This is a genomic window from Paenibacillus sp. S25 (assembly GCF_019454085.1).
Taxonomy (GTDB): domain Bacteria; phylum Bacillota; class Bacilli; order Paenibacillales; family Paenibacillaceae; genus Paenibacillus; species Paenibacillus polymyxa_B.
The window spans coordinates 4890001-4912917 of record NZ_CP073683.1 but is presented as its reverse complement, the minus strand read 5'-3'; the positions used below and the strand labels follow the sequence as shown (position 1 = coordinate 4912917).

The window sequence follows — 22917 nt, the reverse complement described above, 5'->3', positions numbered from 1 at the left end:
ATATGGGAAGCGTGTCCTTTTTATAAAGCGAAAAAGGTTGGGAGGAAGGTTGGAATCCATGACTGCATTTGAACAGATTTCTTCCTTTCGTGGAGGATGGGAATGGTGGGACATCAGTGCTGAGAATTGGCAAGATTCGGTCATACAGCACTTGAAGGAGAAGCTCCCAGAAGTCTCAGAATGGCTGGACAAGGTAGAGGACATTCCATCCAGCTTTATATCTGTGCGTTTTCCAGATGGCAATCAGCCCTTAATGTACGGGTCGCTGATCTACTCCGTTCAGGAGGAGATCGACAGTCAGCGCAATTGCAACAAGTTTTATTTTCTGGTCCTAAATCAGAAGTTAGTGACGTTAAATTTGGATCAAAATACCCGTGAAATTATGCACACAGCGGAACGTCAAAAAATGCTGGAACAGTGTGAGGATGCAGCTGACGGCATGTTTGTATTGGCGAGAGCCGTGCTTCATTATTTTCATACAGGTATGGATAAGTTCGAGATCAACCTGAGAAAACTGGAAGAGGACATGGAAATAAGGAATGCTCGGACGCTGATGGATTCTATATTGAATGCACGTTTCGAGCTGTTGTATTGGAGCAATATGTTCATTCCTTTTTCAGAGCTGGTAACGGCTTCTCGGGAGGCATATCTGGATAAACTGGAGGAGAATCGCTTTTTTAAGCAGTTACTTTACCGTGTTACTCGGATGGAAGGACTTTTCCTGCATTATGAAAAGGAAATCGACACATTGATCTCCATTGACGACGCCATTTCTGCATTTAGGGGGAATGAGATTACAAAGACGCTCACCATTGTCACCGCCGTATTTACACCAGCAACTGTAGTGGGCGCTATATGGGGCATGAACTTTGAAAATCTGCCTTGGATTAAAACAGGCTGGGGTTTTACCACCGTGATTATTGCCACATTGCTAAGTATGGCGGGAATGTACGGCTGGCTGATGATGAAGGGGTGGACAGGAGACTTATTGAAAGCTAACAAGCGCAACAAATTGTAGCGGCTGACTACATCTGTTTTATTTTACAAATAAAAAACGATCCATCGTAACTGGAGGCTCTTTGAGGAGTCTATTACCGGTTACGATGGATCGTTTTTAAATGAGATAGGGACAATTACTTAGTACCTTGGCTCATTTTGATATATCCTAATAATTCGGCGATGAAATCTCCGATGACCGGAAGATTTAATTGTACCAGGAAACTGAGCAACCAAGCGAGCAAGGCGAGTATGACCACTGTACCCAGCGTAAGGCCGAGACCACGTGCAATCCCTGCGGTCAGATTGCTCATAATTCTTCTTTTAGTGCTGGAGTAGTTCTCCAGAATATCTTTAAACTCTGCTCTTTCAAGCGTATCTGCTATTTGATCTAAGCGTTTGTTAAGCCGCTTAACCTCATGGCGCAGCTCAAAAGGATGCTCATTTACATCAAAGTCTCTCTCCTGATCATGCGTTTTAACATGATCAGGAGTGGAAGAAGCCTGCTTGGATGAAACCTCATCTGGCTGATCTTGAGCCTGTAGGGGATGAAAGGTTCTTTTGTTGTTCGCGGAAAGATCATCTCCATAGGAGTTTGGCTTGCTCATTGTCATCCCAGCCTTTCTATCATTTAAAAACAGCCAGCTTCTTGCATGCTGGCTGTTCAGTGTCTAGGGCTTATTTTTTTTCATCTGAATGTGTAACTATTAGGAATTAGCATTCAATTGTTTCTGTGTATCCTTGGCCGCCTGAGCCGTTGCATCCATAACTTCTTTATCCGCTTTGGCCGCTTCATTAGCGACATCGGCAGAAGCTTTGGTTACGCTGGAAACGATATTGTCTTTGCTCTCGGATACCGTTTTGGCTACATCTGCTGTTTTGGTGGAAACGGTTTTGGCCAAATCTGTTGCTTTGCTGCTAACTACAGATGCCACGTCCTTTGTTTTATCGGAGACAACTGTAATTTTATCAGACAGATCACTACGCAAATCACGACCCGGCTTCGGCGCGAACAGCAGGGCTGCGGCAGCACCAATCAAACCTCCAATAAATAAACCTTTTGCAAAACCTGAAGTACCTGCCATATTTTGATTGTCAATGTTACTCATGTTATATCACTCCTCTTATAGAATAAAAAATATATATAAATGTTAGGTAGCCCTTCTTAATAGCCTGGACACAAGTCCGAGCAAGAACACGAACAATGCGGTTCCGAGTATGGCTGGAATGACTGCAAAATCTCCGATGACCGGGCCCCAGTCTCCCAATAGCATGACACCTAGCCAAGCTCCTACAAATCCAGCAATCATAGAGCCCGCAATGCCGCCAGGCATTTCATGACCAGCCAGTGCATCGCCAATCAATCCGATAATAATAGCCATTACAATACTTAGTACAATTCCCCACACAAGGATCGCCTCCCTTATCCTAAGTTCACAAAATCATAACGTTTTTGATGATGCTGAGCTTCGATATTGCTGTGCCTTGCTTACTTCGTATATAAACGTCGTGACCCGGAGTGAAACAAAAAGCCGTCTCGGACATTTACCGGTGGGGAGTGGAAGGATGCTGCATACGCGCTCGCCAATAGATCACAGGAACGGTAAACACCAGCCAAATAATACCTGCAATATAGCCACCCACAATATCTGTAGGAAAGTGAACACCTAGATATACGCGGCTTAGTCCAATCAGGAGAATCAGTAGTGCACCAAGAACGCACGGAAGAAAGAGCGAGCGCCCACGAATCTTTCGTTCTATGGCCCAAATGGCAAATATCATTCCGTAAAATCCCATGGAAATCATCGCATGACCACTGGGAAAACTGTAGCCCCCGGCTTCAACCAAATGTTGAAGTGACGGGCGTTCCCGTTGCAAAATTTCTTTAATTAGCGTATTCAGCACCCACATCGCCGTAAAGCTGCTTAGGATCGCAAAGGAATAAGCTTTTGAGCGAAGACTGACCCAACACAAGGTGGCAGCACCGAGGGCGATGATCAACGACATGCGGAATGAACCGAAAGATGTAATGAATACAGCGATGGTTAACAGTTGGTAACGAGCAGCTGCTGTGTCTGGAAAAACGACATTCTGTATGCGTTCATCCCAATATAGAAAAGGAGCTGTGCCAATCCATTTCACAGAGTAGGCGATGAGAAGCAACACAGCGATCATGATAATAGATGCATACAGACTACGACGCAAATAGCTTGGTAGGAACCGGGATGATTGGGGTTCATGGGATAGCATATGTAATAAATCTCCTCCTTATGGCTGTGATAGACTCAATTTTTCGTACTATTAACTTAACTAATAATGAACTTAAGAGCAAAACCCGACGGAGACGACAGGCTGATTGAGGCATTTAAGCCCGGGGTAAAGGGATCGTATCACAGCGTTTGTAAATGCCAGGGCCGGAAGTGGGATAGTCATTACAAAGCAAGGCTGCTTTACGGAACTGGAATCCATGGAGGTGTTAAGGATGATTAAAATAGTGACATCGGCAGAAAGACATACCTCAAATAAAGGATGGATTCATAGTGAGTTTAGCTTTTCGTTTGCCGATTATGAAGATCCGAGCAATGCTCATTTTGGTTGTATGCTAGCCCATAATGATAACGAGCTTGAACCGCAGCAAGGCTTCAAAAGACATCCGCATCACGATTTGGAAATCGTCACCTATGTAATTGAAGGCCAACTGCATCATAGCGACAGCTTGGGACATGAGCAGGATTTGAAAAGCGGCTCGATACAGGTTCTGAGTGCAGGCACGGGAATTGAGCATGAAGAGCGAAATACTGGGGATGAAAGACCGGTTCGCTTTTTGCAAATGTGGTTTTTACCTGAGAGCCCTGACATTCAGCCTTCTTATCAGGTGCAAAGATTCAAGCACAGTGAACGTCTAAATCGGCTTCAGCCTGTTGTGTCTGGTTCAGAAGTGGAGGGGGCGTTATCCATCGCGCAGGATATAAATCTGTATCTGAGCAGATTGGAAAAAGGACAGCAGCTTGAATATCCGCAGCAAGAGGAGCGCCGCACCCACATTTATGTAGTTAGCGGTCATGTAGAAGTTACATGCCAGGATGGGGATTTTCAGTTAGGGCCTGGTGATGCCGCGCGAATTCAAAAAAGCTGTACATTAAAGATACTAGCTACAGGTAATGAGGATATATCTGAACTGGTGTTAGCGGATTTGCCTTGAAGCATCCTTAAGTGAAGAAGTGTATGAAAATGCATATATGCAATCGAAAAAATAAAGCTCGTATCCCGTTGCACGTCTGTTGAGACGACCGGAGATACGAGCTTTATTTATGCTGACAGGGCCACTATCATGAAGGCTGTTGCTCATGATGATAGGTTGTAATACAGCTAAGCTGTCTTCCTATAAGCTAATTCAGGAGGATTTTCGCAATCTGCCCAGTTCAGAAACAATAGCTTCAACTTCTGAAATGCTCAGGTTAGGCTTGCTTATCACCATATCATAGACATCATGAATGTCCTCGTATTGCTCCAGCGAGAAAGCAGAAGCCTGCATAGCAGCACCACTTGCCATACGGAGCTTGGTTTTAATACCTTCAATCATATACTCAATGTTGGCATGAGACGGTACAGACAAATCCATCGTTAATTTTCCATCCTTTCATAACAGGGGAAGTTGCCTGTATTGTATCATGTTTTTGTTGTAGAATGTACTGAAAGCCAGATTACCGATATACAACCGAATCAAGGAGGATGGACAAAGTTGTCTTTGTATAATCGAGCTTCCGCACCCGGTCGCTTGTCCTTAGAACATAATGTAAAGAAAACAGATCGCGATGGACTCGCGCCGTTTTTTCGAGAAATTCATCATCAGCATGCTATAGATAAGTTGACTTTTGTTTGCATCGGTACAGATCGTTCGTCGGGTGATTCACTTGGGCCACTAGTAGGCACCATGCTCAAGGAGCAAGGCTTTCCGCACGTGATTGGCACAATGACGGAGCCCTGTGACGCAGATCATCTGGTTTCATACTTGGAGTGCATTCCCCAAGATCATCATGTGATCGCCATAGATGCTTGTCTTGGACAGCACGGCTCAACGGGAATGTTTCTTGTTGCGCGTGAACCGCTAACTCCTGCGCGATCGGTGGGGCTGTCTCTGCCGTCTGTTGGTCATTATAGTGTTGCAGCGATTGTGAATGAGCGCAGCCCCAAACCCTATTGGACACTCCAAATGACGTCGCTTCACTTGGTCATGACAATGGCTGCGTATATTGCTAATGCGGCGGCTTATGAATTTGGTTTGAAAACAGCTTCGCAAGATTTTCCAGAGGGTTACCGTTTCAGATATTGATGGTCTGCTTAATAATATACATCAGCATTGTTCTACTTAATAATATATTCAGCTCCAATAGATTATATACAGAGAAGGAAGGGTTCCATATGGAAAAGGTATTATGCGAAGGAACGACGATCTGCTATGCCGAACAGGGAAAAGGAGATCCGATCATTTTATTGCACGGATTTTGCGGAAGCTCCTCCTACTGGGATGAGGTTGTTCCATTGCTATCCCCAAGCTATCGTTGTATTGTTCCAGACTTGCGTGGACACGGACGCAGCGATGCTCCACTAGGAGCCTATACTATTGATCAAATGGCAGATGATGTGCTTAAACTTCAAGAACAATTGGACATCCCTCAGGCTGCCTGGTTTGGTCACTCCCTAGGAGGCTATCTAGCCCTTTCGGCAGTGCAGAGACATGCAGAGCGCCTTACAGCCTTTGGACTGATTCATTCCACAGCTTATGCAGATACGGACGAAGGTAAAGAAAAGCGGAATAAGGCTGTATCCACCATCCAAACGGAGGGGATTACGACCTTTGTAGATGAACTTGTACCGGGGCTATTTGCTCCTGATCATGTGGAGTCGATGTCCACCCAATTACTGAAAGTCAAAGAAATTGGCTACAAAACACCACCACAAGGAGCCGTAGGAGCATCACTGGCTATGCGCGAGCGTACTGATCGTCGGGATGTATTGTCGGCTTCTGCATTGCCAGCCCTTTTAGTAGCGGGTGAGCAGGATCAGGCGGTTCCTCCAGCGCGGACGTTTACAACAGATCGGGCCGGAGTAACTCAGGTTACCCTACCGGAAGCAGGTCACATGAGCCTGTTCGAAGCACCGGAGTTATTAGCGAACGCTATCTTGACATTTTTAGAGCAGAACTTGAAAAAATAGACTAAGGGAAGCCCAAAAAACCGGAACCGTCTGAGGCGATAATCAGAAGGTCCCGGTTTTTTGTGTAGTCAATTATTTTAAGGTGTGTAAGGTGTCTAATTTATGTTGCTTTTGTTAAAGGCAAACGCTGTCGGCAAACCGTCAATACTCTCCAAATTTTTCTCATAGGCATACTTTTTAAGTGCTTCTTCTCCCATCTGAATCGAGACTTCCTTCAGCTTTTCCCGTTCGTTCTCGTATGTCATGAAGGGAACCGCAAAACCACATGAATTCTGCACCATGTGAACGTCCACGACAATGATTTGTCTTGCACCGGGAAGCGGATTGAAGAGTGGGTACAGCTCATTCCATTGCTTAGTATCAGGCAGCGCGACTGTACCAGTGCCATAGAGCTTTAATACACTGGGAGCGCCCTCAAATGCACAAAACATGATTGTTACCCGTCCGTTCTCGATAATGTGGGCGCTTGTCTCGTTGCCGCTTCCCGCCAAGTCGAGATAGGCTACCCTCTGGGCCGATAGAATACGAAAGGAATCATATCCCTTGGGGGAAAGGTTAACATGCCCTGTCTTGGATAGTGGTGCTGATCCTACAAAGAAAATGTGCTGCCGCTGTATAAACTCTTGATGTTCCGGTAATATCGAGCTAAATTGTTTACCCAAACTCCATCATCCTTTCTCACAAAAACATTCATATAAATTTTGTTTCTAAGGAAAATAACTACTATGAACTATTTTATGGAATGTTTAAATATACTGATGATATTTTTGTTTCGTATGAAACAAAAATATCACGACACTAACAAAGAAGCAATATTGATATTAAAAAAAGTCGTCATTCGCTATTCACATGATTTGCTACAAAGTACTGTACCGTAGGAATTTCACTGCCATACGTGAGCATTCTGACTACCTGATCATTGAGGTTATTAACTGAGGGTGAAGGTTACAAGTGGTATTTCTGCATGGTGGGGCATTTGGCTTTTAGACAAGGATGTCATACAATCAGAAGACAGAGTTTCTGGTTGTCTAGGCATTGGGATGAAAGGAAGGGAACGGCTTGCTTAGAAAAGATTATTTACTCAGTATGATGGAAGAATTGACATCCGCAGTAGCATCAGTGCTCGGTCTAAGGCGTGAAAATAAACACGTCGAAGCGCTACAACAGCTAGATGACCTGCTCAACAAGCAGTTTCGTCTTCGTTCAGATCTGCTCAGACGATTGCCGCCGGAACAAATTATTGAGCTTTTCCGATTGGGCCCTGGAATTGAAGCAGACAAGCTCCAGCAGGTGGCTCGCATTTTAGAGGAAGAAGCCGTGATTTACCTGGAAACCAGTAGAACAGACGAGGGCATACGAATCTTGATGAAATCTCTTCATTTATATTTGTACAGCGATTTGAATGGCGCGACTCGTAATCTGCAGGTCCTGCCTGAACGAATAGCGTGTATCGTGCAACTGGTGCATGAATATGAGCTTCCCCCTGAAACCAGCAAGCTGTTGGCTGTTCATTACGAGCGGGAAAACAGGCTGGACGAAGCCGCCGATGTCTGGTTTGGATTGGCATGGGAGCAGCCAGAGCTGCTAGCGGAAGCGGAGACGTTTTATAGTCAATTACTGGATAAGACCAATGCAGAGCTGGAGCTGGGTGGAATTTCACGCCAGGAAGTCACCGAGGGTTTGACTGAGATCACCCAATTACATGAAAGAAAGTGAGATGTACCTTTTGGATTCACTGCGCGAACTTATATACCAATTGACCACGGGAGGATCCCTCATAACAGCGACGCTGAGTCAGCTTCGCAAACGGGAGGATGCTTCTTTTACTAAAGTGCAAATCAAACCTGTAGAATTGAAAAACAAGCTGCATTACCAGTTTGCTTTTCATTATAGCAACAAAGTCATTCATGAAAATCTGACCCCTGACGAAGCTAATGAGCGTATGACTGCTTTGTTTGAGGACACGTTCCGCCAAGGACTTTTATGCGCCAAGGATGCAGATTACCAAGTGCTGATCAGTAAAAAATATAAAGTATCCATTCTGACAAAGTCACCGAGCAAAAGTAAAGCCGACCTGTCTCATAATCGCAAAAAGCAATATGTGCTCGAAGAAGGGGAACGAATTCCTTTCCTGATTGAGCTGGGGATAATGAATGAGGATGGTAAGGTACTGGCCCGCAAGTATGATAAGTTTCGTCAAATTAACCGGTTTCTCGAAATGGTGCAGGATGTATTGCCTAGCCTTCCGGTAGGCCGCCCATTGACGATTGTGGATTTTGGCTGTGGCAAATCGTATTTGACCTTTGCGCTGTATCACTATTTGGCTGTACAGCAAAAGCGACCATTGCAGATCGTTGGTTTGGACTTGAAGGCAGATGTCATTGAAACCTGTAATGTTCTGGCTCAAAAGCTGCAATATCGACAGTTGGAGTTTCTGGTCGGTGATATCGCAGACTATAACGAACTGGAACAGGTGGATATGGTTGTTACCTTGCACGCTTGTGATACAGCAACGGATGCGGCGCTGGAAAAGGCCGTCCGCTGGGGAGCTTCCGTCATTTTGTCGGTTCCGTGTTGCCAGCATGAGCTGTTCAGCCAACTGGAAAATCCGGTATTGGAGCCGTTGCTTTCCCATGGTATTTTAAAGGAGCGTTTTTCAGCACTGGCAACGGATGGAATCCGGGCCAAACTGCTGGATATGATGGGATATCGGACACAGCTGTTGGAATTTATCGACATGGAGCATACACCTAAAAATATTCTGATTCGTGCCGTCAAAGGGCAAGCGGGAGAACAATCCGTTCTGTGGCGTGAATATACAGCATTTCGGGATTTTATTCATGCTAATCCTTATTTAGAACGCGCTTGTGCGGATTTGCTTCCCGAAGGAGCGGGGAAGAAGCAGACACACAGCTAGGAATATAGTAAAAGTGGAGCCACTGCGGGGTGGCTCCACTTTTTTTGTAGTTCACAGTTGCAGTACGCAAACATCTATCCGCCATAGGCACTTCTAAAAGCGGTGCACAAAACATCGCGATCCACCTTCCACAATGCCGCGAGTTCCTCGCTGACATCTTCGTCCCACCAGTCACATAGTAGTTTGCGGTTACTATGGTTTTCCGCAATCCAGATAAGGTGTCCGACGACCTTGCGGCAGTATAGCTCCTCGCCCTGCTTGACCAGATCAGGAGCAATGTGAACAGGCAGACGTTTGCAGGTTCGATACAACTCTTTGATACATGCGCGGCGGATACCACGAGCCGTGGGTAAACGGGATTGTGAATTGTCATGTTTGGGGAATTTGCCGGGAGGCATATTGTACCCCCTCCTCTCTCTCTCAACTTATGCGGGCAGAGGGGGCGGGGTCACTGACCTCCCTATTTGGGCGAAGTGGCGACTTGTTCTGCCGCTGTGATACACTAATGAAAATAGAGAAGCAGGCAGGGAGTGGGAAGAGAGATGGACCAAATATCTAGTATCATTAATTATTTGTTTGAGATCATTCGTAGTCTTGGGTATTTTGGTATTATGCTAGGCTTGATGGTTGAGGTCATTCCAAGCGAAATTGTCCTCGCTTATGGTGGCTTTTTGGTATCCTCGGGTCATATTAATTTTTTTGGCGCAGTCGTTTTTGGAACGATTGGCGGGGTGCTGGCCCAGTTGTTCATTTACTGGATTGGGCGCTATGGCGGCAGACCGGTATTAGATAAGTATGGGAAATACATACTTATCAAAAAAAGTCATGTCGACCATGCTGAAGCCTGGTTTAACAAATACGGCACAGGGGTCATTTTCACAGCTCGCTTTATTCCTGTTGTGCGTCATGCCATCTCAATCCCTGCCGGGTTGGCTCGAATGAACGTATGGCGCTTTATTATTTTGACAACGCTAGCGATTATACCTTGGTCTGTTTTGTTTATATATTTAGGTATGCTGCTAGGAGACAAGTGGGAGCAAATTGACGAAGTGGCAGCACCTTACATCAAACCGATTTTGCTGGTTGCCCTTGCACTCTTGATCATTTATTTTGTTATCAAATGGATTTTGTCCAAAAACAAAAAAGGAAGTGTATAACATGAGCCGTACTAATGTATCGCAATACTTCGGAAAGGGCTTAAGCCCTGAACAGTTTATGGAGGGCATGGAAAAGAACAAAGAAGCCTTCCGCTCTGGGTACGATCAGTTTGTGTGGAATCGCGAAGAGGATCGAGAGTATTTTGAAAGCTTGAACCATCGGGATGATCTGCGTGTGCTTATTTTGGCTGCCGACTGGTGTGGGGACGTGGTGCGCAATGTGCCAGTTGTGTTCCGCGCGCTGGAGAATAGCGGGATTCCGACCGAAGTATTAATCTTGGAAAACCATCAGGCGCTGATGGATGACTTCCTGACAATGGGCGGACGTGCTGTTCCGATTGTGATTTTTGCGGATACAGGAGGTCACGTACTTGGCCACTGGGGACCACGCCCTGCACATGTCCAACAAATTATGATCGGATTCAAACGTGAAAATCCAGATCGGGAAGCTGATGATTATCAAGAAAAAATCGCAGTTGCTCGTAAAGAAATGGCTGAAAAATATGGGGAGGGAACCGAGGTCCATCCTGTGATTGTTCAGGAATTACGCGAGCTGATCTCGGGATTTTAACTTATGACGTTATCTATTCGCAGCTTTAATCTCGGTCCTCTCCAAACAAATGCTTATTTGCTTCAAGGGGATGATCCGCAGCGCGCCGTTATTATTGATCCGGGGATGAATCCGGGTCCTTTGCTTAGAGCTATCGAGCCACTGACCATTGAAGCTATCCTGCTGACTCATGCCCATTTTGACCATATCGGTGGAGTAGAGGAGATTCGCAATACCAAAGGCTGCCCGGTTTATCTGCACGCCTTGGAGCAAGACTGGCTCACATCTCCTAAGCTGAATGGTTCCTTGATGTGGCCAGAGGCATCCCCTCCGATCTCGACGGAACCTGCCGAATATGATTTGGCAGAAGGTCAGCAATTGAACCTGATCGGGCACACGTTCCGGGTTTTCCATACACCGGGCCATTCACCCGGAAGTGTCAGCTTTTTGTGCGGCAAAGATCTTTTTTCCGGGGACGTGCTATTCCGTCAGGGCGTCGGACGCACGGATCTGACGGGTGGCCGGGAACGGGATCTATACGATTCTATTCAGAACAAATTGTTTCCGCTCGGAGATGACGTTACAGTCTATTCCGGTCACGGTCCCAAAACGTCCATCGGTTATGAGAAAGCTAATAATCCGTATATCCGGTAAATGTGATAAACGTTTTCTGTAGGGGCAAAATCAAAGGTATGACAGGTTTTGCCCCATTTCGACAACAAATTATAAATTATGTATAGACAAAGGTTTTTATTTTTGTTAACATAAATTTATTAAAGTTACATACTAAACTCGCGAAGCACGCAAGCTGTGGATGAATCCCGGTTTGCGTTCTTTTTTTTGCCCATTAAGAGGATAAAGAGGCATGAGGCCGTCAGATCACAAGGGGGAGCAAGAATGAAAAGAAAACATATATACGGGGTACAACGTGAGATTGGAGGTAGTTTCCGTGTTCCCAATATAATAGATATTGAAGATTCTGTGGTAGGTTCCGAGCCGAAGATCATAACTTGGAAAAAGGTGAAACGACGGGGCGGAATCCCTTCACAAAACTGGCATGTGAGGCTGAATGAACACAGGCTGGGACGTGGAGACGGTCGATTATGAAGATACATAGATGATATAGACAAGCTACTTTTTTTTTAGTAGACTTAGCAGATAAGTTCAGACAAACGGGGGGGCTAACGATGCATCATTTAGGAGCTAGAATTATGATCGTCGCGGATGCTTTTGAGCAGAATCTTCCTGTGGGCGAACATGGTTATATCATTGCTTACGACCGTAATGCGGACAATGCTTTTGACTATGTCATTCGCGTACCGAAGGTGAACCGCAATTTTTTTGTACCATCCGGGGACATCGAGCTGGAAGAGAGTATTCTCAAGCTGGAAGCCGAGCGGATTGAGCGTGAAGCGCTGATAGATTACGCCCTTGCTACTCATAATGAGAAACTGTTCAAGCATGTAATGAACGGTGGTCTTGATTCGGTAGAGACTGAAGAGGAAGAAGAAACCGCGGCAGAGTTGTTGTCACAGGCTGATTTTATCAGACAAGTCAATTTGCGTGCTTGGATATAGGAGTCGGCTACTGCCGACTCTTTTTAAAAATATATAATGGGCACAATCTCAGCTCCTATAGTTTTCTCGAAAGAGCACCGAGAGGTGCTTTTTTTATATTCTTTTAGCAACATTTACCTCATTGATGTACAGTTTGCTTCTGTACCGCGTCAAAGATTGAATTGTAAAGGGTTCTATCCTATAATTAAAAACGTTATTTCGAAGTTCGGTGCAGCATTTTTTAATATCAGGATTTTGCAAAATTCGATTCCAGTTGCTCCGAAGTGCAAGATATAGATGAACTAAACCATTTTGATCTATATCTTGCTCATTGGAGGTCGCTTATTGGATTTTTTGCAAAATCCTCATATACATGAGGAGGGTTTTGTATGAACATTTCTACGGAAGATGTCCGTCACGTAGCCAAGCTGTCCAGGTTGAATCTGACCGCGGCTGAGGAAGAAACGATGACAGGACAATTAAACGCCATTCTCCATTATGCGGAGAAGCTGAATGAGCTGGATACGGAGCAGGTAAAACCGACCACTCATGTGCTGCACGTCAGCAATGTCATGCGAGACGACGAAGTTCGCGAAAGTTTGACACATGAGCAAGTGATGCGCAATGCACCTGAAGAAGAAGACGGACAGTTTAAGGTTCCTGCTGTTCTGGAATAGATCTCATATTTGAAAGGAGGATGCAAATTGAGCTTGTTCAATAACACATTGCCCGAGATACATAACAAGCTGCATCAAAAGGAAATTTCCGTGAGTGATCTGGTGGGACACGCTCTGGAGACAATTGGTGCGCGGGAAGACAAGATCAGAGCTTATATTACCGTTGACGAGGAACAGGCCCGTGCATCCGCACGTCAGCTGGATGATCAGCTGATTTCCGGAGAGGAAAGAGGGTTGTTGTTTGGTCTGCCGGTAGGTATTAAGGATAATATTGTGACAGAAGGGCTGCGTACAACATGTGGCAGTCAGTTTTTGAAAAATTTTGATCCCGTTTACGATGCCACAGTTGTTAGCAAGTTGCGCGCAGCGCAAACTGTGACACTCGGTAAAATGAACATGGACGAATTCGCCATGGGCGGCTCTAACGAGAACTCCAGCTTTTTCCCTGCACGTAACCCTTGGGATTTAGAACGTGTTCCCGGCGGTTCCAGTGGCGGCTCGGCTGCGGCTGTTGCAGCGGGTGAGGCTTATTTCACGCTTGGTTCGGATACAGGTGGTTCCATTCGCCAGCCCGCTTCTTACTGCGGTGTAGTTGGCCTGAAACCAACCTATGGTCTAGTATCCCGTTTTGGACTGGTGGCTTTTGCCTCCTCTTTAGACCAAATTGGACCCATTACTAAAAATGTTCAGGATTCGGCCTATGTCCTGCAAGCCATTGCAGGTTATGACCAGAAGGACTCCACTTCTGCAAAGGTAGACATTCCTGATTATTTGAACGCTTTAACCGGGGATGTAAAAGGACTTCGTATCGCTGTGCCTAAAGAGTATCTTGGTGAGGGCGTCGATCCTCAGGTCAAGGAAAAGGTGCTGGATGCACTGAAAACGCTGGAAGGACTGGGTGCTGTATGGGAAGAAGTGTCTCTCCCTCACACAGAATATGCGGTAGCTACATATTATCTGCTGGCTTCATCCGAAGCGTCATCCAATCTGGCCCGTTTTGACGGCGTGCGCTATGGTGTGCGTTCTGACAATCCGGACAACCTGCTTGATCTATACCATCAGTCCCGTACGCAGGGGTTTGGTCCCGAGGTGAAGCGTCGGATTATGCTGGGTACCTATGCACTCAGCTCCGGGTACTACGATGCCTATTATTTGAAAGCTCAAAAAGTGCGCACACTGATTAAACAGGATTTTGATCGTGTATTTGAACAATATGATGTGATTATCGGACCTACTGCACCGACAACTGCTTTCAAAATCGGCTCGCAAGTAGACGATCCATTAACAATGTATTTGAACGATATTTTGACGATTCCGGTAAGCTTGGCTGGTGTGCCAGCCATCAGCATTCCGTGTGGTCTTGCGGATGGAATGCCAGTCGGACTACAAATTATCGGAAGAGCCTTTGACGAGTCTTCCGTGCTACGCGTAGCTCATGCTTTTGAACAAAATACCGAATTTCACAAGCAGCGTCCGCAGCTGTAATTTGCGAAAAAGGAGGGAACCTATTCATGTCTACAACTACATCCAAGTATGAGACGGTCATCGGACTTGAAGTGCACGTGGAATTGCACACGAAGTCTAAAATATTTTGTGGATGCTCAACTTCCTTCGGAGCACCACCCAACTCTCATACATGTCCGGTCTGTCTCGGTCATCCAGGGGTGCTACCGGTATTGAACCGTCAGGCCGTTGATTATGCGATGAAAGCAGCAATGGCGCTGAATTGCACCATTGCTGATGTGAGCAAGTTTGACCGCAAGAACTATTTTTACCCCGATTCACCTAAGGCTTACCAAATCTCACAATACGATCAACCCATTGGCGAAAATGGCTGGATTGATATTGAAGTGAATGGTGAGACAAAGCGTATCGGTATTACCCGACTGCATCTGGAAGAGGACGCAGGAAAATTAACCCATGTTGATGGTGGCTATGCGTCTTTGGTCGATTTTAACCGGGTCGGTACACCATTGGTCGAAATCGTTTCGGAGCCGGAAATATCTTCACCGGAAGAAGCCAAGGCCTATCTGGAAAAAATACGTGCCATTATGCAGTATTGTGACGTATCCGATGTGAAGATGGAGGAAGGATCACTCCGCTGCGACGCGAATATCAGTCTTCGTCCGCATGGACAAAAAGAGCTGGGAACTAAAGCGGAACTGAAAAACATGAACTCCTTCCGTGGCGTACAGCGTGGACTGGAATATGAACAGTTCCGGCAGGAACAGACGCTGGACGAAGGCGGAACGATTGTACAGGAGACACGTCGTTGGGATGAAGCGCAAGGTAAAACTTTATCCATGCGTGGTAAGGAACAGGCTCATGACTATCGTTATTTCCCGGACCCGGATCTTGTTACACTGCATATAGATGAGGAATGGAAAGAACGCATCCGTGCTTCGATTCCTGAATTGCCTGACCAGCGTAAAGCACGCTACACTTCGGAATATGGATTACCTGAGTATGATGCCCAGGTGATTACGTCCTCCAAGCCATTGGCCGATTTGTTCGAGGATAGCCTTCAATTCACTAAGGATGCCAAAGCAGTATCCAACTGGATTATGGGGGATTTACTCGGTTATTTGAACAGTGCCGGTGTGGAGCTGTCGCAGGTTAAATTGACCGGACGGGGCTTGGGTGAAATGATCGGACTGCTGGAGAAGGGAACGATCAATAGCAAAATCGCTAAAACGGTCTTCAAGGAAATGCTGGAAAGTGATAAACTGCCACAGCAAATTGTTGAAGAAAAAGGGCTTGTACAAATCAGTGATGAGGGTGCAATCCTGACGATTGTCGAACAAGTTGTAGCAGCTAACCCGCAATCGGTCGAAGATTACAAAGCTGGCAAGCAAAAGGCCATCGGCTTCCTAGTCGGTCAAGTGATGAAGGAGAGCAAGGGGAAGGCAAACCCTGGCCTTGCTAATAAGTTGCTGACGGAAGTGCTGAACCGCTAATGGCATAGATTTGACAGGGGCTTGTCTTTTAGGGACAGGCCCCTTTTGCATAGACGCTGAGAACGGTTAGCGCGAACAAGCTTTAGAATCCTGATGGCATTTTATGAGTTTCCTTAGGAGGGAAAACAGCATGGTTACCCTATGTTCATTGCAAGATGATGATATCGTCAGTCAGATATGGCGTCTACAGCACGTTGCCTATAGGTTGGAGGCTGAGCTGATTGGGTTTGATGAGATTCCTCCACTGATGGATACATTAGATACGCTGAGAAGCTGTGGAGAGTCTTTTTATGGGTGGCTGGAGGACGGTGAATTGCTAGGAGCACTGGCTGTGCAGTCTGAGTCGCCCGATTCGCTTACCCTTACACGCATGATGGTTCACCCGGATCATTTTCGTAAAGGCATTGGAGACTCTTTAATGAAGCATGTTTTGAATGAATATCAAAATATCCCTTTGTTTATCGTCTCTACAGGAACTTTAAATACTCCTGCGGTGACATTATATCGAAAACATGGCTTTCGCCCCGTATCTGCGGCCGAGGTCGCTCCAGACGTGGAATTAACCACCTACCATCTGCATAAGGTGGAATAGCATTGAGATATCATTAAATTGTCATTAAAAATGCACATAAGCCCACAAATCGCGTACCCGGAGTGGGAAATACGACATAACCGGGAGGAGAGACTCGAATGAATAATCCGTGGATTATAGACGATTCACATATCATTTTACGGCTTTTACTGTCCATGCTTCTCGGTGGATTCATTGGCTTTGAACGCGAACGTTCCAATCACGCAGCTGGTTTGAGGACTCATATTATGGTCAGCCTTGGCTCGACGCTGATTATGCTACTCTCCATTTACGGCTTTGCCGATTTTATTAAAGAAGCTAATGTACGCATAGATCCCGCTCGTTTGGCTACGGCTGTGATCACTGGCGTAGGCTTTTTGGGTGCAGGGACGATTATGTTCACAGGTAAATCCATTACCGGCCTAACGACTGCGGCTTCCATTTGGGTCGTGGCTGCTATTGGCCTTGGGGTGGGAGCAGGCTTTTATTTCCCGTCTATAGCGGCGACAGTGCTCGTATTTTTAAATTTATGGGTGTTTAACAAAGTTGAACTTCGGTATATGCGTGGACGCAAGCGTCATCTTATTACATTGTACGGATTGTCCTCTCACGGACTGCTAGAGCAGATTTCGACTTATTTAGAGCAAGAAAAAGTGGAAATACGTAAAATAATGATTAAAGAACATGAAAATGTCCCATTTCACGAATTACACCCAGATCGGCAGAGTATGGAGGTTTCCCTAGAGGTGCTGGCCCGTCATGATTTTAATCCCGTACGTATTGCAGCTGATTTACGACAATGGGAAGATATAGCTGCTGTCTCCGTTGAGTAATAGTCTACCTTTTTTTAACAGTTACTCTTAAATCCGATTGGGGTACTATGTAAGCATCGAAGCATTTTCAGCGGAGCCACGCATGGGATTCAAAGGGGAGGATGGCATGAACTCGGAACAACCGTTACCGTCTGGAGAGGCTGGACAGCTACAAGCATCGGAACAGCGGGAACAGCCCAGACAGGGGAAACGTCTAAAATACGCTAAATTTCGCAAAGTGATTGCTATTATCATGGCGGCATTGTTACCCGGACTGGGACATCTTTTTTTAGGGCTGTTTATTAGGGGGCTTAGTTTTATTGTATTGCTCCTGCTAGATATTTTTGCGATGTTGTATGTTTCCTCTGACGGCTTGAGGATCAACATTCCATTACTTATTTTACTTGGATTGTTCATACCCGTTTTATATTTTTATAATGTATATGATGTCTTACAGTCAGCAGATTACATGGTTCGCTATCGGCGTAAGCCAGATCGTTATGCACGAATGGATGCTAGAGGCCAGCAAAGTAGTCCTTTTTATGCATGGGAGAGAGGCTTTGCTTTTGCTGTGCTGATGGTGGCAGGCGGTGGGCTTATGATTTTGTTTCGCATGAAACCTCGCTGGTTGAGTAATTTCTTTGAGGATTATGGATTCCTTACGCTGGCCATTTTATTAATGATGATCGGTTTATTCCTTTTTCTAAGGGAAGCCTTTCTGACCTTTAAGCGTAAAAAGTTGAAAGAAAGAGGGTGAAGCTGGCGTGCACCGCAAAATAAGAGTCGGGCGCTACACCTCTTCGCTTCTGTTGATGGCTGTAGGCATTTTGCTTATTGTAGATGTGTTTCAAAATACTGAATATATGCTTCAGCTCCTCGTTTGGTGGCCCGTAATCTTTGTGCTTTGGGGACTGGAGTATCTGATTTTTTTTGCCGTGTACTATCGGAAAGAAGGCAAGTCTGACAACGGAAGGCGATTCAGACCTGACCTAAAGGGGATTCTGTCCGCTTTGGTAGTGGCAGCCTCGGTTTTTATCGTGACCCAGCAAAATCATTATATGTATCTGTGGAACCGGGTCAGCCTCAATCTGACGTCAGCCTCTATGGATTTTAGCCAAGCTAAAGAGAATCGGTATGATATGGGTGGTGTGCTGATACCTGTAACTATGCAGACGTCCGATTTAGTAGTTGATTCGGTTAATGGTGATGTAACACTGATCAGACGGCCTGTGTCCAATATAGAGGTACGAGGGACTCTATGGGTGGATCAAGCGCCTGCTGCCGAAGCGGACAAGATTGCTCAAGCTTCTTCACTGACTTCTACCGACGGCAAGACTATCCAGATTCGTCCGGAGGCAAAGTCGTACGGAGCATCAAGCAAACGTCAGCCCCGTGTGAACATGCTGATCACCGTGCCGGAGGACCGGCGGTTCAATGTGCAGATTAGAACCTCCAACGGGAATATTTCCTTGAATGGAGTTGATGCGATTGACAGCATTCGGCTCGAGAGCGGTAATGGAAATCTCACTGTTAATGACGCTATCGGCAATGTCAAGGGAGGCACGTTGAACGGTCAGGTTAAATTGCATCGAATTTCTGGAGATGTGGATGTGCGCACGAACCGTGGCGACATGCAAGCAGGCGATATTGAAGGAGCTGTGACACTGCACACCATGGTAGGTGATATTCAGCTCGCTCGTTCGGAAGGGGACATCACCGTAGATACTCAGAATGGTGACATGAATGTGCTGAATTCTACAGCCAAGCTGAATGCAAATTCGCTTAATGGCTCCATCAAAGTGCATAGCGAGCAGATAGGCGGAGATTGGAAAATATACAGTGCTGTCGGTGATATCGTATTGGATCTTCCGTCGAATGGAGATTTTCAGTTAGAGGGTTCAAGCAGTTATGGTAATCTTCAATCCGATTTTCCATTTAAAATAGATAGTAAAAGTATTTCAGGCCAAAACGGGACAGGCAAGTATGCGATCAACGTAGAGGGCAACAGTAATTTAACCATTAAAAAGTTACTGTTGCCGTCGTTACCCGACTTGGATGATTCCGGGGGTACGACTGCGCCCGATACATCTGCAAGCTCTCCGGCTGAACCCGGAGCTTCTGAGACAGATACCTCTATAGGAATATCCGGCGACAATACGGCGCGTTGACAAGAAACTTGAGTAGACCGTACAATGTGAGTAGGTTTAGAAGTGAATTGTAAATAGATGCGTGGTAATTGATAGGATCGTAAGTAAGGGATAAGGCGGTGGACATATATGGCAGCACGCGTCCAGCATGCTTTGGAACTTCTGAAGAAGACAGGTGTACGCATAACACCCCAGCGTCATGCCATATTAAACTATTTAATGGAAACTATGGGGCACCCGACTGCAGATGAAATATATCGAGCGCTTGAGTCCAAGTTTCCAAGTATGAGTGTGGCTACGGTTTATAATAACTTAAAGATGTTTATAGAAGCGGGTATGGTACATGAGTTGACCTATGGAGATAACGCCAGTCGTTATGATGCCAATATTTCGGAGCACTATCACATCATTTGCGAAAAATGCGGAAAGATTGAAGATTTCAGTTATCCGTATTTGGCCGATGTGGAACGCCATGCCGCGTTGGAAACAGGCTTCGAGGTGCATGGACATCGTATGGAGTTACACGGAGTATGCAAAGCTTGTAGTAACAAACAAACGTAACGAAACAAGGAATAGAAGTTTTTTGTGCGGTATGTATATATTGTAATGGATTGGAAACGTGAGGAATTCCCCATAAGCGGGGATTTACCGCGTTTTTTTGTTTAAATCACTTTATTTTTGTTTTAAGTAATCTGTTGAGGTTACAAAATACGGAAATTCAAAGTTCATACAATGGAGGTTCAATATTGGCCAGAAATCATTCCAGACGCCGCCGTAAACGTTCACGATTCAAAGGAGCGGCAAGCTTGCTATTATTTGCAGCGATTATATGTGCAATTACTGTCGTATGGTTTGGTAATCCCCTTCACGAGAAACCCGATTGGCAGGGCAGTGTCCGTCCTATTTTTATGCAGGGAAAGTTGACTGGGTATGAAGCTCAGAGCTCCGGCAAGAACATGCTGATGCCGCTTAAATTGGTGCAAAGTAAAATTGATCCTACGGTTCGCTACGAGGATGACAGCCAAACCGTCATTATGGCGACGAGACAAAACCTGCTCAATATGAAGGTTTCGAAGGCACAAGGGGAACTGAATGGTAAAACATATGCGCTGAGCGCAACCCCTCAGGTAATCAGTGGAGAGGTATATATCCCGATAGAGGCTGTACGTGAAGTATACGGCGTTTCTATACACGAAGACCCTGTGACTGGTGCTGTCATCCTAATGAAGGCTGGAGAGAAGGTCAGGCTGGGGAGTGTGGAAAAGAAGGATGGCTCACAGGATGCTAGAATCGCCTTACGTAAAGAAGCCTCTAGCCTATCTTTCATTTTGACAGATATATCTCAACGGACGAAGGTGCGTATTTGGTCCAAACAGGGCGATTGGTATTTTGTTCAGTTAGACAATGGTTATGCGGGATACATTAAGTCAGACCATGTTGCTGAAGGAGAAGAGCTTGTGATCCCTTCGGTTAAGGACGATTTGTCCATCTCGGAAAAACATTGGGAGGATAGATCGGTAAACCTCGCTTGGGAAGCTGTCTATAATCGCAAGCCCGATCCTTCCAAGTTTGATCCTATGCCTGGAGTAAACGTGGTGAGCCCTACGTGGTTCAGTGTCGTCGATCATGAAGGCACTGTAGAAAGCAAGGCAGATCCTGCCTATGTCAGTTGGGCACATCGCAAGGGGATGGAGGTTTGGGGCTTGTTGAGCAACAGCTTTAATCCCGAATTAACAACTGAAGCTTTGTCCACCTTTGAACGTCGAAAGTCGATTGTAGATCAGATGATTTCACTAGCCCTAGAAAATGATCTGGACGGTATTAATATTGACTTTGAAAATGTTCATACGAAGGATGGCCCAAATGTCACCCAATTTTTGCGGGAACTTAAACCGATGGCTCGGGAACACGATTTGATACTATCCATTGATGTAACGCCTAAATCTCAAAGTGAGATGTGGTCAGCTTTTTTAGATCGAAAATCATTAGGCACCATCACAGATTACCTCATGGTAATGGCATATGATGAACATTGGGCGGCTAGTCCAAAGGCTGGTTCTGTCGCCTCGCTACCATGGACGGAAGCGTCAATTAAGCGAATTATTCAGGAAGATGAAGTGCCGCCTCAAAAAGTGGTTTTAGGTATTCCATTATATACTCGCGTGTGGTCCGAGACTCCCAAAGAAGGGAAGATTAAGGTCACCTCCAAATCACTTGGTATGGAGGCAGCAGCGGATATCATAGCCAAATTTAAGTTGAAGCCTAAGTTTAGAGCTTCCGAAGGTCAAAATTATGTTGAGTATACAGAAGATGGTGTGGTCAAAAAGATTTGGCTGGAGGATCAGGTATCTCTGGAGGCAAGAGTAGAACTTGCCAAATCGCTGAAGCTTGGAGGAATTGGTGTGTGGAATCGAACTTTTGCTGATGCAAACGCTTGGGTAACACTGAAAAAAATAAGTGAATAAGATAAAAATTTATACAATTGAAGAAGGAAGTCTCTTATTTATGTAGAAATGATCACATGTATCCAAATATCCAATTTGCGGTCATAGCCGCCTTGCAGGTATGGAGGGAGAAGTGCAGCTAACCAAATTAAACCTGATGTATGATGAATTGTTGCAGGAAGATTCGATAGGTGTTATTTCGTACAGAAAGCCGGGAGAGTATTTTCACGGTTCGATGTTGTATGACTTTGATGAACTCATTCTAATTATTGGAGAAGACACCAAGCCAGTTCGTTCTATTCAACACTTATTTATGAATGGATTAAGATGCCAAGTGTTGTATGCAACGCTCAGTTGTCTGAAGGAATGGATTATCGCTGGTGAACAAGCCAACATTATAGATTATGTGCTAGAAGGTCGTATTGTCTGGGAACGGGATGACAGGGTCCGTCTTTTAAGACAGGAAATTGTTGATTTTAACGATCCACTGCGGGAGCAGAAGCGATTTCATGAGTTCTCCCGCTTTCTGGTCAATTACGTTCATGGTAAAAGAGCGGTGCGAGAAGGGCGGATCATTGATGCTTATCAAAGTGTTCTGAAAGCATTGGATCATTGGGCATCTATTGAACTCATTGAACGGGGGATTTATCCAAAGATTCACTTATGGGTTCAGGTACAGCCTCTGGATCGAACGATTGACAAATTGTATAATGAACTCACATTAAGTACGGAAACCTTGGAACAACGGGTTGAACTAGTACTGCTTGCTTGTGAATTTTCAGTTATGTCAAAAATGGAGGAGTGCTCATCTCCGCTATTCCGTATATTAGGCAGCAGACGGGAACCTTGGTCTATAAATGAACTTATTAACCATCCTGAGCTAAAGAATCTCCAATTGGATCTTACCGTCGTGCTC

Annotated in this window: 28 protein-coding genes (1 of these 28 only partly in view); 21 read left to right on the top strand and 7 right to left on the bottom strand. The window is 45.4% G+C overall.

Translation table 11 applies throughout. The features are described from left to right. The first annotated feature begins 58 nt into the window (after window positions 1-58). On the top strand, window positions 59-1018 hold the full coding sequence (locus tag KAI37_RS21635) for a magnesium transporter CorA family protein (RefSeq protein ID WP_076294273.1): 960 nt from the start codon (window positions 59-61) through the stop codon (window positions 1016-1018). 115 nt (window positions 1019-1133) lie between these two features. Here the strand turns inward: KAI37_RS21635 and KAI37_RS21630 are convergent, their stop codons facing one another. From KAI37_RS21630 to KAI37_RS21615, 4 genes are all read right to left on the bottom strand, one after another. Then, entirely contained in the window at window positions 1134-1610 is a 477-nt protein-coding gene (locus tag KAI37_RS21630; protein ID WP_071642929.1) for a DUF5665 domain-containing protein, read from the bottom strand. A 93-nt stretch (window positions 1611-1703) separates the two neighbouring features. Further along, window positions 1704-2105, bottom strand: a complete 402-nt coding sequence (locus tag KAI37_RS21625; protein WP_068938232.1) for a YtxH domain-containing protein — start codon at window positions 2103-2105, stop codon at window positions 1704-1706. A 42-nt stretch (window positions 2106-2147) separates the two neighbouring features. Next, a complete protein-coding gene (locus KAI37_RS21620; RefSeq protein ID WP_013311925.1) occupies window positions 2148-2405 on the bottom strand; it encodes a GlsB/YeaQ/YmgE family stress response membrane protein in 258 nt (85 codons plus the stop codon). A gap of 136 nt (window positions 2406-2541) precedes the next feature. Further along, window positions 2542-3246: a phosphatase PAP2 family protein gene (locus KAI37_RS21615; RefSeq protein WP_220030188.1), complete on the bottom strand. Its 705-nt coding sequence runs from the start codon at window positions 3244-3246 to the stop codon at window positions 2542-2544. Window positions 3247-3478: 232 nt separating this feature from the next. On the opposite strand from KAI37_RS21615, the gene KAI37_RS21610 reads away from it, so the two are divergent. Next, on the top strand, window positions 3479-4198 hold the full coding sequence (locus KAI37_RS21610) for a pirin family protein (protein ID WP_071642924.1): 720 nt from the start codon (window positions 3479-3481) through the stop codon (window positions 4196-4198). A 192-nt stretch (window positions 4199-4390) separates the two neighbouring features. Here KAI37_RS21610 and KAI37_RS21605 read toward each other — a convergent pair whose 3' ends face one another. Further along, complete coding sequence (locus KAI37_RS21605) at window positions 4391-4618, bottom strand: DUF1128 domain-containing protein (protein ID WP_013373034.1); 228 nt, start codon at window positions 4616-4618, stop codon at window positions 4391-4393. A 120-nt stretch (window positions 4619-4738) separates the two neighbouring features. On the opposite strand from KAI37_RS21605, the gene yyaC reads away from it, so the two are divergent. Both yyaC and KAI37_RS21595 read left to right on the top strand, forming a co-directional pair. After that, window positions 4739-5329: a spore protease YyaC gene (gene yyaC / locus KAI37_RS21600; RefSeq protein ID WP_076294339.1), complete on the top strand. Its 591-nt coding sequence runs from the start codon at window positions 4739-4741 to the stop codon at window positions 5327-5329. Between the two features lie 89 nt (window positions 5330-5418). Next, entirely contained in the window at window positions 5419-6213 is a 795-nt protein-coding gene (locus KAI37_RS21595; protein WP_220030187.1) for an alpha/beta fold hydrolase, read from the top strand. A gap of 95 nt (window positions 6214-6308) precedes the next feature. On the opposite strand, the gene KAI37_RS21590 is transcribed toward KAI37_RS21595, so the two are convergent. Beyond that, a complete protein-coding gene (locus tag KAI37_RS21590; RefSeq protein ID WP_071558260.1) occupies window positions 6309-6875 on the bottom strand; it encodes a pyridoxamine 5'-phosphate oxidase family protein in 567 nt (188 codons plus the stop codon). A 397-nt stretch (window positions 6876-7272) separates the two neighbouring features. On the opposite strand from KAI37_RS21590, the gene KAI37_RS21585 reads away from it, so the two are divergent. Next, window positions 7273-7929 carry a DUF6483 family protein gene (locus tag KAI37_RS21585; protein WP_071558261.1) on the top strand — a complete coding sequence of 219 codons (657 nt, stop codon included), beginning with the start codon at window positions 7273-7275 and terminating at the stop codon, window positions 7927-7929. Continuing rightward, window positions 7916-9130, top strand: a complete 1215-nt coding sequence (locus KAI37_RS21580) for a class I SAM-dependent methyltransferase (protein ID WP_071558262.1) — start codon at window positions 7916-7918, stop codon at window positions 9128-9130. The genes KAI37_RS21585 and KAI37_RS21580 overlap by 14 nt, the downstream gene beginning before the upstream one ends. Before the next feature lie 74 nt (window positions 9131-9204). Here KAI37_RS21580 and KAI37_RS21575 read toward each other — a convergent pair whose 3' ends face one another. Beyond that, a complete protein-coding gene (locus KAI37_RS21575) occupies window positions 9205-9528 on the bottom strand; it encodes a hypothetical protein (protein ID WP_023990260.1) in 324 nt (107 codons plus the stop codon). A 144-nt stretch (window positions 9529-9672) separates the two neighbouring features. Between KAI37_RS21575 and uptA the strand changes: the two genes are divergently transcribed. From uptA to KAI37_RS21500, 15 genes are all read left to right on the top strand, one after another. Next, window positions 9673-10287, top strand: coding sequence for an undecaprenyl phosphate transporter UptA (gene uptA / locus KAI37_RS21570; protein WP_069290373.1), 615 nt, complete (start codon window positions 9673-9675; stop codon window positions 10285-10287). A gap of 1 nt (window position 10288) precedes the next feature. Further along, window positions 10289-10858 carry a thioredoxin family protein gene (locus KAI37_RS21565; RefSeq protein ID WP_013311914.1) on the top strand — a complete coding sequence of 190 codons (570 nt, stop codon included), beginning with the start codon at window positions 10289-10291 and terminating at the stop codon, window positions 10856-10858. 3 nt (window positions 10859-10861) lie between these two features. Continuing rightward, window positions 10862-11491 carry an MBL fold metallo-hydrolase gene (locus KAI37_RS21560; protein WP_023990259.1) on the top strand — a complete coding sequence of 210 codons (630 nt, stop codon included), beginning with the start codon at window positions 10862-10864 and terminating at the stop codon, window positions 11489-11491. A 243-nt stretch (window positions 11492-11734) separates the two neighbouring features. Next, window positions 11735-11944, top strand: coding sequence for a hypothetical protein (locus KAI37_RS21555; protein ID WP_061831453.1), 210 nt, complete (start codon window positions 11735-11737; stop codon window positions 11942-11944). 80 nt (window positions 11945-12024) lie between these two features. Further along, window positions 12025-12414, top strand: coding sequence for a hypothetical protein (locus tag KAI37_RS21550; protein WP_013311911.1), 390 nt, complete (start codon window positions 12025-12027; stop codon window positions 12412-12414). Window positions 12415-12782: 368 nt separating this feature from the next. Further along, the gene (gene gatC, locus KAI37_RS21545; protein ID WP_013311910.1) at window positions 12783-13070 is read left to right on the top strand and encodes an Asp-tRNA(Asn)/Glu-tRNA(Gln) amidotransferase subunit GatC; all 288 of its coding nucleotides are present in this window, start codon (window positions 12783-12785) and stop codon (window positions 13068-13070) included. A 27-nt stretch (window positions 13071-13097) separates the two neighbouring features. Beyond that, window positions 13098-14555, top strand: coding sequence for an Asp-tRNA(Asn)/Glu-tRNA(Gln) amidotransferase subunit GatA (gene gatA / locus KAI37_RS21540; protein WP_220030186.1), 1458 nt, complete (start codon window positions 13098-13100; stop codon window positions 14553-14555). 26 nt (window positions 14556-14581) lie between these two features. Beyond that, window positions 14582-16027, top strand: coding sequence for an Asp-tRNA(Asn)/Glu-tRNA(Gln) amidotransferase subunit GatB (gene gatB / locus KAI37_RS21535; protein ID WP_013311908.1), 1446 nt, complete (start codon window positions 14582-14584; stop codon window positions 16025-16027). A 130-nt stretch (window positions 16028-16157) separates the two neighbouring features. Next, complete coding sequence (locus KAI37_RS21530; RefSeq protein WP_220030185.1) at window positions 16158-16619, top strand: GNAT family N-acetyltransferase; 462 nt, start codon at window positions 16158-16160, stop codon at window positions 16617-16619. A gap of 98 nt (window positions 16620-16717) precedes the next feature. After that, window positions 16718-17431 carry an MgtC/SapB family protein gene (locus tag KAI37_RS21525; RefSeq protein WP_071642911.1) on the top strand — a complete coding sequence of 238 codons (714 nt, stop codon included), beginning with the start codon at window positions 16718-16720 and terminating at the stop codon, window positions 17429-17431. Window positions 17432-17513: 82 nt separating this feature from the next. Further along, window positions 17514-18167, top strand: coding sequence for a hypothetical protein (locus tag KAI37_RS21520; RefSeq protein ID WP_076294266.1), 654 nt, complete (start codon window positions 17514-17516; stop codon window positions 18165-18167). A gap of 7 nt (window positions 18168-18174) precedes the next feature. Continuing rightward, window positions 18175-19578, top strand: coding sequence for a DUF4097 family beta strand repeat-containing protein (locus KAI37_RS21515; RefSeq protein WP_220030184.1), 1404 nt, complete (start codon window positions 18175-18177; stop codon window positions 19576-19578). Between the two features lie 108 nt (window positions 19579-19686). Further along, complete coding sequence (locus KAI37_RS21510; RefSeq protein WP_013311903.1) at window positions 19687-20118, top strand: Fur family transcriptional regulator; 432 nt, start codon at window positions 19687-19689, stop codon at window positions 20116-20118. Between the two features lie 185 nt (window positions 20119-20303). Beyond that, window positions 20304-22022 carry a glycosyl hydrolase family 18 protein gene (locus tag KAI37_RS21505; RefSeq protein ID WP_071642905.1) on the top strand — a complete coding sequence of 573 codons (1719 nt, stop codon included), beginning with the start codon at window positions 20304-20306 and terminating at the stop codon, window positions 22020-22022. A gap of 112 nt (window positions 22023-22134) precedes the next feature. Next, a protein-coding gene (locus KAI37_RS21500; RefSeq protein ID WP_081396592.1) for a nucleotidyltransferase-like protein crosses the window boundary here: on the top strand, window positions 22135-22917 show its 5' portion. The gene runs 96 nt beyond the window's last position; 783 of the gene's 879 nt are visible here — the first part of the coding sequence; it begins with the start codon at window positions 22135-22137; its stop codon lies beyond the right edge, outside the window.